Here is a 10,667-nt window from a genome sequence, read left to right as displayed (position 1 = left end):
TGTCTCGCCTTTTTTGACGGGGAACCCGTCCAAAGGCGAGCCGCAAGTAAAGCACCTTTTCAAGACAGGGGGATTCCCACCAATTTCGCTTCTCACCAGAGATGTGTATACACCGTAGCTTATAAAGGGTGGGGTAAAGGGACTACGCATCATCGCCAATAGACTATAGTTTTTGATGAGTATAAGCGTGTTGCTTGACATTATCGTCTTTAGTGACAACCCGATCGGCGTTGAGAATGCGTTTGCGATCGGTAGAATAATTAAAACTAGTATAGGTAGTGCCTTGAGGAATATGCACTTGGGCTTCGGTACGGCGTTTGTAGGTACGGGCGGAAGCAATACAACGGTAGGCAAATTCACTACTCAGTTGACAGTCGCTAGGGAAACTCGCCGGAATTTGCGGAGCATCGCCATCGATAGCGGCACCTAAAGTCGTAGCGGCGGCAATTTCGTAGGAGGTGGGAATACCTTTAATCAGGGCTTCTAATGCAGAAGAAGGGATCGGTTCGATGACTTTGACTTGATGAACGCCATCATCATCGCGAAAAAAGCAAGTAGCCACACCGATGACTAAATAGTCATCAGCAGTTAAATCGGGAGCATCGGCGATCGAAGTAATTAGGGTCATCTTAATTTAATAGCGCGCTCAAGTTTAGGCACTTACTTAGTTATCTCCATCGATCTTACCAATTTAACTAGGAACCGCAGATCCTCGTTAAACTACTTATTATAGTTAATCAACGATTATCGATCTTCGCTAAAATAACGATAGTCTCGATTACCTTTGGGCGCAGCCACTCCTGTGGAGCAACGCCAACACCACTAGCTCGTTTTTCGATATCCAGACCGTACATGCATACCGATGTCTAACTACATGGAAGCTTTTAGCCCTACACCACCTGAGTGGAGAGAACGCGCAACTCACGCCCAAGGATTTTGCTGTCCTAGCTGTCATGCTAGTTCTACCGCCGCTACCGCCGCTTGGATCGATCGTCGTTCTCCGGTATTTGTCGAAAATCGCAAACGCAAGTGGCAAGAATTTTATCTGTGCGAGTGTGGAACGGCGTGGTGGGGATGGAGCGACGATCGCACGCCTAATGAATTTGCCAACCGCGCACCAATCGGGGAAAATCGCAATCCTTTCAATGGCGAAGATGGCGATCTCGACTTTGATAGCTTTTTTGGCTACTTTTAAGGGAGGGGGAGCAGGGGGTGGTTGAGCGGAGCCGAAACCACCAGGGGAATGTGAGAGGACGGGGAGATTCCCTTTACCCTTTACCCCTAAAACCTAAAGCCTAAAGCCTAATACCTAATACCTAAACAAACTAAAACCTAAGCATAATGGATTGGCAAGAAATTTCTGGTAATTGGGTTTATATTCCGCGTCAGCCGCGTGCTGTTATCCATTTTTTAGGTGGGGCATTTGTCGCGGCTGCTCCGCATTTGACTTATCGACTATTGTTAGAAGGATTGGGCAAACAAGGTTATGCGACGATCGCGACATCGTTTATTAATACCTTCGATCATCGGGCGATCGCCAGCGAGGTTTATAATAGTTTTGAAGATACGTTAGAACTATTGCAACGTCGTAAATATTTACCCGATCGACTGCCTGTTTATGGCATCGGACACAGTATGGGCTGCAAGCTTCATCTCTTAGTCGGCAGTATGTATGAGGTCGAACGAGCTGGTAATATTTTGATTTCGTTTAATAATTTTTCCGCTCGCGATGCGGTACCGTTAATGGGGCAAATGCCATCTGAATTCAATATGGAATTCACCCCCAATCCGCAAGAAACGCTAGAGTTAGTAGCAGGTTATTATGATGTCCCCCGCAATTTAATTGTCAAATTTAATAACGATACCCTCGATCAGTCTTATACTTTGGGTCAAACTTTAACTAGAATTTTCCCAGGGACTGTTTCGACACAGATGCTTGGCGGCAGTCATTTAACACCCTTGGGACAGGATTTTCAATGGCAATTAAATCCCCAAATTTTTACACCGTTCGATGCGATCGGGCAATGGATTAAGCAAGAAGTTCACCGCGATCTCCATCAACTCAAAGAGAAAATGTTAGTTTGGCTCGATCCGGTTGGGGTGGTTTAAGGGATCGAGGGAAAGTCGCGATCGAGAGATACTTTTGGGTGTCGAAAAATCTGATAAGATCGAGCCAATAAATGTGTTGAATATTACTGGCGATCGAACTTGGCATCTGATTGGAAAAGTCTTTGCAAAAACACCGAGCTGCTAGCGCAAGCTGTATTCTGGTGCGGATTTTTCGGACAGTTGCTAACACTCGATGCCCTAGCAACACCGCTACCAGCGACTAGCGATCCGGCAACAACGATCGATCGGCAAATTCTGAAGATCGATCGGATTAAAGCGAGTGTTAATAATTTACCACCGCAACAGATCGAGATTGTCGGAGCGAGCGAGCGAGCCAATTGGCTGCTACCTTTCGATGCTACGCTCCAGCGATTAGAGATTCAACAAAAACAGCTTCCCACTGGTGAAATCGAACTCACGTCGCCTTACCTGCAAGTCAGATTGAATCCGCGTCAATGGCAATCTCATCCGCAGTTAGGTAAAGTTATTAGCATTGGCGAACTGCAAAAATTGCCAGGGCTGAAAATTGAATTTGACAACGCGGCGGGTGAGATCGCGCTTAAATTTAGTTACACCTTGCCCAAAGATCGCCCTAAACCCGTGGTGAAGGAAGCACCTGTGAGTTTAGAAGGATTGACGGCGATCGACCCGCCTACTGCCAGTATTAGTGCGGTACAGCAGCGAATCAACCTCAGCGGCTCGACGAATAATCAACTCAATACCCAGGGGGAATTTAAAGCTGTCGGAACGGTGTTGGGTTCGAGTTGGTATTTACGCGTCGATCAACCCAAACTTGCCAATCTGTTGACGTGGGGATTGAGCGATGCGGTCATCATCAACCAAAGTACTACATCCGACTGGATTGCAGGTTCCCAGAGTCCATTTTGGCGCAGACAGGGCAACCCGACGGGCGCGTATTGGGGAATTACGACCATTCAGCGGCAAGATTTTACACCGCCGACATCGCTGGCGGGGGGCGATTTTTTGCCTAACGATCGTTTACAATCGAGTCGGCTGGGGCGAACTGTCATCGGTCAAGCGCAACCGGGGACGGTGGTACGATTGGTGCGGGGGTTTACGACTAATGTTGTCGGACAGTTATTAGTCGATAGTTCGGGGGTATTTCGGTTCGAGAATGTAATCGTTAGTAATGACGGCGAGTTTGGGAGTAATTATCGGCTGTTGTTGTATCCTAACGGTCAGCTTACCGCCGATCCGCAGGTACGAGATGTCACATTTACGACGGTTCCAGGTCAATTACCCGTCGGTGCGGGGGCGTTTATTGCGTCTGCGGGGGTAAATTACAATCGGGGTACGAATGAATTTGTCGGCAAATTCGATGGCTTGCAGGGTGGGGTAGCTTATCGGCGGGGGATTAGCGAATCTTTGACTGTGGGTGGGGGTGTAATTGCCGATCCGCTGGCGGTACGCGGATCGAGTGATGTATTTTGGCAACCGACGGGCATACCCCTCCAGGCTTCGATTTCAGCAGTTACAGGCGATCGATGGGATATTGTCAGTAACCTTAATTATCAACCGACAGCCAGTTTTAATGCTAATTTTAGCAGCGATAAATTTTCCAGCCGTGCTGCGCTCAATTGGCTATTAACGCCACAATTTACGGCAACTAGTAAATATGATAGTTTGTCGGGGGTGGCGATCGGCGGTAACTATAATTTTAGTTTGCTTCCCAATAGCAGTAGTAATATTCAAGGAACGTTCGATAGTAATTCTTTTTTGCGGTGGAGCGCGAACCATAACCAGAATAATTGGCAAGTTGGCTTGCAGGGAAATGAAATTAGTCTCAATTCCGAAGTCAGCTATCGCATTCCCAATCAAAACGGAACCAATCACAATCTCGTCGCTAATTATCAATCGACTTATGCAGGTGCGCCGACTACTTTAAGTCAATTAATCTGGCGTTATCAATCGACACAGTTTCAATCCGAATTAGGCTACGGCTGGAGCGGTTTCGGTCGCGGTGCCAATGCGGGTGTCGGCGTAACTTTAGCTCCGGGTTTACAATTAATCGGTCGCTATCAGGGCATTTCTGCTTTTACCAATCGCGAGAATTTTTCGCTCGAAATTCAATCTACCCTCGATTTTCAGGGTGGTAGCGTGACTAATACGCGGGTAGAAGAATTGCGGACTCGTGGCGGAATTGCCATTCAACCATTTTTCGATCGCAATGGTAATGGCAAACAAGATCCTGGTGAAGAAAGTTATTGGCATTCCGAATTAGTTAAGCTCGATAATCAAGCACTCAATCCCAGTCAAACCACTCAATTAGCCAACCGCGTCGAAGTTAGAGCTGCACCAGGAAGTTATCGACTCGATCTTAATTTTGCGCGTCTCCCACCTCAGTGGCGAAATTCGATGACCGATGCAACTGGCAAACCACTCACCGCTCTGCGTGTTAATGTGGCATTGGGTAGTTATACTACTGTCTCAATCCCGCTGATGCCGATTTATACCGTGACGGGAATAGTGACTGACTCAATGGGTAAAATACGGCCCAATGTCGAAGTTATTGCCATTCAACTATCGACAATTACCGGAGATCGTCCACCGCCAACTATTCCCAATCGGCGATCGACAACAACTAAATCCGATGGTAGCTATGAGTTTGCCGATCTCCCCTTTGGAGCTTATCAAATTTCGACTTCTGGGCAATTACAACCCGCCACGATCGCCATTGTTTCTAGTTCGCCCATCTTGCAAAAAATCGATCTCCAACAAACTAGCCTCGGCTATTTAACACCCTGTCCTCGATTGCCGATCGACAACAAATCTCAAGTTTTTATTAATTGCTGGCAAGGTTTTTAAACCCCAAAAAATAAATGAAAAATATATTAATTCTTGCCGATGTCGCTCCCGATGCTGGATATACTAGGAATTTTGAATATTGCATCAAGGTTACTAATTTAACAGCATATCCCGAGCGGTTATTATTTATTCAAGTGACAACCCATGCCGATACCGCCACACCTTATCAACTCATCGAAACCGATCGATGTATTTCTTTGTCTGGATACCGAGCCGCTGCCAATATTGCCGCCATTAATAAAAGTCAATTAAGCGATTTAGCTCTCCAAAATATTAAATCTACCAAGATTTTGACTGAGCCTCGGCTGCAAAAGTTCTTAATTAAAAGTAAGTCAACAATTCCACTTCCTCATTCTGTGCCGCTGCTCAATGACGGCAAACAGGTAGTAGCTAACGTGCAGATTCAATCGATCGATAATAAAGATCTGAAATTTAAGATTGCCGATGAAAATTCATCGACGCTAAATGTATTTTTATTTCCAGCGATCGGCATGGCAATTTTAGGATGGCTGGCTTGGAAACGCGATCGTAAACTAGCAAGTTAGTACGTTATTTTTATTAGTTTAAAAATGTATTGAAAAGAAACACGCCAAATAGATAAGATGCGAGATTAGCGAAAAAAGACAAACTCAGACTCGATCGCCATGAATATTTAATTACCCATTTATAAATTAATCCTTCAACTATTACTACCGGAATTTCAAGTAATAGTGCCAGATAATTGAATCGATCGCTCGGTGCCAGCTCAAAGCTCATCTTTGGTAACAGATCGCTAAATATTTTCCAGAGAATAGGATGAGTTACTAACGTACTCGCACAGGCAACGATCGCCAGCCGTCGCCATGCTAATTTACGGAATTTCCCCCAGATACTCACAATTGCCGCCTCGATCGCGATCGAGATTGTGAGGGTAAATAATTCTAATAAATCGAGCTGCATTAAATCTGTTTCTAGTCGCCTACGGTTGATAACTGTTTCACGAAGGCATCATGTTCTGCTGCTGCCAAACCTGCTTGCAATACCGCCAAAACTCTTACCATATTTCCAGCGATTAAATCGTCTACCGCCAGCCATAAGCCTGGAAATACGCGACTCCGAATCGTACCATCGGCATCTATCGGTAAAGAGATATATTCCCCTTCTTGCAAATAAAACCAATCTACTTGGCGATCGAATACCTGCCAGACGATATATTCAGGAATACCATTGCGACGGTATGCACGTTTTTTATCGCCTAAATCGATCGACACACTACTAGCAGCGATCTCGACTACTAATTCCGGTGCCCCTTCGATGTAATCATCTTCACTCAACCGCGATCGACCGCCGCATTGTGATTCAATTAACAATACCGCATCTGGCTGCGGTTCGTTATCCATATCCAAACGTACCGTCGGCGCATCGCCTAATGCAGTCCCTGGGGTAGCAACCGTGTAATTTCCCAGCCAAGTCAGCAGACTAGCATGAGGTTGCCCGTGACTTTTAAAGCGCAGTGCCGCAGCCATGTAGACAACTCCTTCAATTAATTCGGCTCGTTTGAGCTGTGACATGTTATCGTAGCGTCGCTCGAATTCGTAACGAGTGAGCCTATCGCCATTTTCCAGTGGTGGAATTAGCCGACGATCGAAGGGTGTTTTAACCATTGCTAGAGCTGGGTTAAGGGTTTAAATAAGCGTATTTCAATTATAGATGAGAGTTCGGGCGAAACTAGTCAGCGACTTTCATGATGAAAAGTAGTTTTTAAAAATAAAACTGCTGCAATCCGCATTCTATCGTCAACAAATTGACAGAACCTGAGTTAGCTCCGCTCATTACCCACCCGCGACTAAAGTGCTAGCAGCTAAAGTCCACTGAAGTGGACTAAAGAGTCTCACAGTCCACTTCAGTGGACTTAATCTGTGAGATAAGGGGATTTATCCCCAGGTGGTCATTGAGCCTACCTACTAATTCGGAGCTGGGATAAATTCTCGATCGAGACATCAGCACCAGCTAGCGGTTGGGTAAATCTCCCCCAGGAGATGCCGATACAGCCCGCCGCACCGCCTTGACTTGCCATTACCATATCCCAGCGACTATCGCCCACCATCAGGGTGTGCGCGGGTTTTACCCCCAATTCCTGACAGGCAAATTGAAACAAGCGCGGATCGGGTTTGGCAAACTGGAGATCGGAACCTAACAGCACCTGAAAATCAGACTGCAATCGATGATAATTGGCAAATTTGACAACTTGGCTAGTCGTCGCCGCCGAAACTATCCCTAGTTTAAGCCCCGCACCTGCTAGGATGGCGATCGCATCAGCACAACCAGGAAACATCGCATTCGGAGTAGATTCCATCACTCGATCGACTTCATTAAAAGCTCCCCGCACGATATCTAGAGCCGCACTCCAGCCCCTGCCCGTTTCGGCAATATACGCCGCCGCTGCAATTTCATTCTCATAGCGACTGCCTACCGCCTGCAATCCCGCCGGATCTAATCCACGATCGTTTACGCCAAATGCCATCAGCAAAGGTTCGCCAACTCCCGGAATTTGCGCGTCAATCAGTCGCGCGCGTTTTTGAGCGAGATTGCGAAGATAGTCGCCAGAGTCTTCGAGGGTGCCATCTTTATCAAAAATAATTGCTTGGATGTCTGGAAATTGGCGGCTGAGACAATCGATCGAAATCATGGGTATTCCTTGTTGAGAATTGCAAAAATCCTGAAAATATCGCGAATCGATCCGTTATTCTAGAGAAAGCGTGCGAATAAAGCGATTCTCCGTTGGAGAGGTTAAGCCAACGCATTTATTAAAATTTTTACCACAGGTTGACAGCTAATCGTCAAATGAAAATTCACCTAGAACGCAATCTAAAGCCTCAGCCCCATCGATTGCGTTGTGTCGCTTGCTGGCACTCATTTTCTAGCGATCGATCTCGATTGCTATTACGCCGTCAAAATGGCTCTCTGATAGGCGATCTGTGTTGGGACTGTCTTCAACAAGGCACCAGCCACATTCAGCAACAGTTTAAGGATCGCGCCAGCGAATTATGCTCTCAACCTTTAAGTGAAGACATTTCTCCCTCTCCACACAAACAAGCTCTAGTGCTATGGGAATTAGCCAGCGAACCTTTAATAACTCCCCCCTTTTATTATTGGTGGTGGAAAAAATTAACCATCTTGGCGGCAGAAGCGCAGGAGTTGGAACTTTTCCGTAAAGGCGCGATGAATTCACGATCTCGTCAACCAAAAACACCTAAAGATTTATTTATTTCCGAAGAATCTTCGATCGGTAAAGATAATTAAATTAGTTGACATTCTACTAAAATCGCTGGCAGGGGTAATTCATGAGTTACCCCTACCAGCGATTTTAGTAGCGATTAATGACCGAGCATCCACGGACGACCGCCGTGACTTTTAGCTCTAGTTTTTAGATCTGGATCTGTTGCTGGTTTTGTGACTAATTGCGGTTCGGAATTTGCAGTTTTATGCAGTCGTAAATTACCATTCAATTGGACTCCAGGTATTGAGAAAATCCGTTTTGCCGACTCCTGACAATCGGGACAATTAGCCGGATTGCTACTGTCATTCATCGTGCGCCATTCATCAAAGATGCCGCAACTATTACAGCGAAATTCGTAAAGAGGCATGGGGGTAAGGAGTAAGAAGTAAGGACTGTTTTCGATAATTAAACGGGTAAGATATTTTTGTCGAAAATTGCGGTGGGAATGGCGACGGTACAACAGGCATTGGGGATATCGACAATGCCGCTGACTCGGCCTTCGACGGGGGCGCAACTGAGTAACAGATAGGCTTGTTCGCCTGTAAATCCAAATTTTTTCAGATATTCGATCGCATTCAAACATGCGCGCCGATAGGCAATATGGACATCCATAAAATATTGTTTGCCCGTAAATTCATCCACCGAAATACCTTCAAATACTAAGTATTCAGAATACTGCGGTTGGACGGGGCCGGGTTTGAAAATTGGATTTACCATCGCATATTTTTCCACGCCGCCTTTAATAATTTCGACGTGTAAATCGATAAAGCCAGACATTTCGATCGCACCACAGAACGAGATTTCTCCATCGCCTTGAGAGAAGTGAATATCGCCCATCGATAATTTAGCACCCTCGACATATACGGGAAAATAAATCTTGGTACCCTTCGAGAGATTCTTAATATCGCAATTGCCGCCATGTTCGCGCGGGGGTACTGTTCGCGCGGCTTCTGCTGCTACTCGATCGAAGTCCGAACCTGCTAAAGTACCTAAAATTGCGTTAGTAGGATTGGGTAATGCTGCCAATACGGGCACCTCTCCCGCAAAACCCGCCCCATAAGTGCGCCTGTCGGGTTGGGTTGCCATCAATTCTGATTCCCGTTTATTCCACGTCGCCAGCAGCTCGTGAGAGGGAGCGCAGCCGATTAAACCAGGATGGGTAATCCCCGCAAACCGCACGCCAGGAATATGCCGAGACTTAGTATAAATCCCCTCTAAGTCCCAAATCGCCTTTGCCGGATTGGGGAAATGGTCGGTGAGGAAGCCACCGCCATTCTTTTTATCGAAAATACCTGTAAAGCCCCATTCATCGCCCTGTAAAGCACCGATATCGAGGATATCTACGACCAGAATATCGCCCGGTTCGGCACCATTAACCCAAATCGGCCCGCTCAACACATGTACGACTGTTAAATCGACATCGCGAATATCATCGGGGCTATCATCATTTTTGATCTGTCCGTCCGTCCAGTCTTTACATTCAATCCGAAAAATATCGCCAGGATTGACAGAAACTACCGCCGGAATATCGGGATGCCAGCGGTTGTGTCCTGGCATATCCTGTTTATCCATCGATTTGGTCAAATCTACTTGAAATAATGTTTTAGGCATAAGTTATAAAGATGGAAGAAGATCGGAACAAAATCTAACACATCATATTTCTGAACAGCCTGACAAATCTTAAACTTAGGCGATTGCGAACACTTTAAAAAGCGTAGGTCAAAATTAAAGTTGCATAAAAATACTGGCAAATTTCAACCTAATCTTCGAGAGCGAATTTGGCTGCTATTTTGCTTGTATGTACCTAAACTGGCGATCGATTTAACTTGATTTGCATAACAAGATTATCGACCGATTCAATAAATATTGGATGTATCGGCATATACATTCTTGGGTTTGTGGAGACAGTCGGGGAATAATATTTATATTAAACGTCATAAATAAAGGTTCGATCGATGGCTACACCCACCCTGACTATATCCGGCAAAGTTTTGGGCAAAAGCCAAAATCTATTTACAAGCTGGCAGATGTCTCTATCAGAGCAGCCGCTGACATTAGCGGAATTACTCGCCCAAATCGTGAGATCGGAAATTCGATCGTTTCAAAGTAGACAAGCCGATCGAAGAACGACCAAAGTATTGGGCATAATTGATATTGAGGCGGGAGTTGCGCTGGGTAAAATTAGTAGCGGCGGTAGCGATCTCGAACAGGTGGTGGATGTGAAGAGTGCGATCGAGAATGCCCTGCAAGCCTTCAAAGATGGGTTTTACCTCGTATTTATCGATGACGAGCAGCAAGAGGACTTGGCGGCGGTTTTAGACCTCACGGTTAATTCCGAACTTCTGTTTCTCCGTCTTACGCCGTTAGTTGGTGGGTAACGTAGAACACCTGCGATTGAAATCGCGGCTAATGTTACAAAGTCCGCCTACGCGGACTAAATCTAATATGTTAGTCCGCGTAGGCGGACTTTGCA

General features: G+C 45.9%; 12 protein-coding genes. 6 read left to right on the top strand and 6 right to left on the bottom strand.

Annotated features, from left to right (window positions below; all coding sequences use genetic code 11):
* Positions 1-163: 163 nt before the first annotated feature.
* Positions 164-628, bottom strand: coding sequence for a hypothetical protein (locus tag RMO79_RS14085; RefSeq protein ID WP_310483794.1), 465 nt, complete (start codon positions 626-628; stop codon positions 164-166).
* A 234-nt stretch (positions 629-862) separates the two neighbouring features.
* Between RMO79_RS14085 and RMO79_RS14080 the strand changes: the two genes are divergently transcribed.
* The 4 genes from RMO79_RS14080 (at position 863) to RMO79_RS14065 (ending at position 5,480) form a co-directional block, all read left to right on the top strand.
* Entirely contained in the window at positions 863-1,195 is a 333-nt protein-coding gene (locus tag RMO79_RS14080; RefSeq protein ID WP_310483793.1) for a hypothetical protein, read from the top strand.
* Between the two features lie 146 nt (positions 1,196-1,341).
* On the top strand, positions 1,342-2,109 hold the full coding sequence (locus tag RMO79_RS14075; RefSeq protein WP_310483792.1) for a DUF1350 family protein: 768 nt from the start codon (positions 1,342-1,344) through the stop codon (positions 2,107-2,109).
* A gap of 99 nt (positions 2,110-2,208) precedes the next feature.
* Positions 2,209-4,935: a hypothetical protein gene (locus RMO79_RS14070; RefSeq protein WP_310483791.1), complete on the top strand. Its 2,727-nt coding sequence runs from the start codon at positions 2,209-2,211 to the stop codon at positions 4,933-4,935.
* A gap of 14 nt (positions 4,936-4,949) precedes the next feature.
* Positions 4,950-5,480: a hypothetical protein gene (locus RMO79_RS14065; RefSeq protein WP_310483790.1), complete on the top strand. Its 531-nt coding sequence runs from the start codon at positions 4,950-4,952 to the stop codon at positions 5,478-5,480.
* 13 nt (positions 5,481-5,493) lie between these two features.
* On the opposite strand, the gene RMO79_RS14060 is transcribed toward RMO79_RS14065, so the two are convergent.
* The 3 genes from RMO79_RS14060 to RMO79_RS14050 all read right to left on the bottom strand — a co-directional run bounded on the left by RMO79_RS14060 (position 5,494) and on the right by RMO79_RS14050 (position 7,603).
* Complete coding sequence (locus tag RMO79_RS14060) at positions 5,494-5,874, bottom strand: hypothetical protein (protein ID WP_310483789.1); 381 nt, start codon at positions 5,872-5,874, stop codon at positions 5,494-5,496.
* Between the two features lie 11 nt (positions 5,875-5,885).
* Positions 5,886-6,578, bottom strand: a complete 693-nt coding sequence (locus RMO79_RS14055; protein WP_310483787.1) for a Uma2 family endonuclease — start codon at positions 6,576-6,578, stop codon at positions 5,886-5,888.
* A gap of 293 nt (positions 6,579-6,871) precedes the next feature.
* Complete coding sequence (locus RMO79_RS14050) at positions 6,872-7,603, bottom strand: HAD family hydrolase (RefSeq protein ID WP_310483786.1); 732 nt, start codon at positions 7,601-7,603, stop codon at positions 6,872-6,874.
* Positions 7,604-7,758: 155 nt separating this feature from the next.
* Here RMO79_RS14050 and RMO79_RS14045 point away from each other — a divergent pair, with 155 nt between their 5' ends.
* Complete coding sequence (locus RMO79_RS14045; protein WP_310483785.1) at positions 7,759-8,217, top strand: hypothetical protein; 459 nt, start codon at positions 7,759-7,761, stop codon at positions 8,215-8,217.
* Positions 8,218-8,291: 74 nt separating this feature from the next.
* On the opposite strand, the gene RMO79_RS14040 is transcribed toward RMO79_RS14045, so the two are convergent.
* A complete protein-coding gene (locus tag RMO79_RS14040) occupies positions 8,292-8,561 on the bottom strand; it encodes a zinc ribbon domain-containing protein (RefSeq protein WP_310483784.1) in 270 nt (89 codons plus the stop codon).
* Positions 8,562-8,599: 38 nt separating this feature from the next.
* On the bottom strand, positions 8,600-9,805 hold the full coding sequence (fmdA, locus tag RMO79_RS14035) for a formamidase (protein ID WP_310483783.1): 1,206 nt from the start codon (positions 9,803-9,805) through the stop codon (positions 8,600-8,602).
* Between the two features lie 344 nt (positions 9,806-10,149).
* On the opposite strand from fmdA, the gene RMO79_RS14030 reads away from it, so the two are divergent.
* Positions 10,150-10,572, top strand: coding sequence for a hypothetical protein (locus RMO79_RS14030; RefSeq protein WP_310483782.1), 423 nt, complete (start codon positions 10,150-10,152; stop codon positions 10,570-10,572).
* Positions 10,573-10,667 lie beyond the last annotated feature (95 nt).

The organism is Chamaesiphon sp. VAR_48_metabat_403, from assembly GCF_031422475.1.
Classification (GTDB): Bacteria; Cyanobacteriota; Cyanobacteriia; order Cyanobacteriales; family Chamaesiphonaceae; genus Chamaesiphon.
This window is presented reverse-complemented; position numbering and strand designations above follow the sequence as displayed.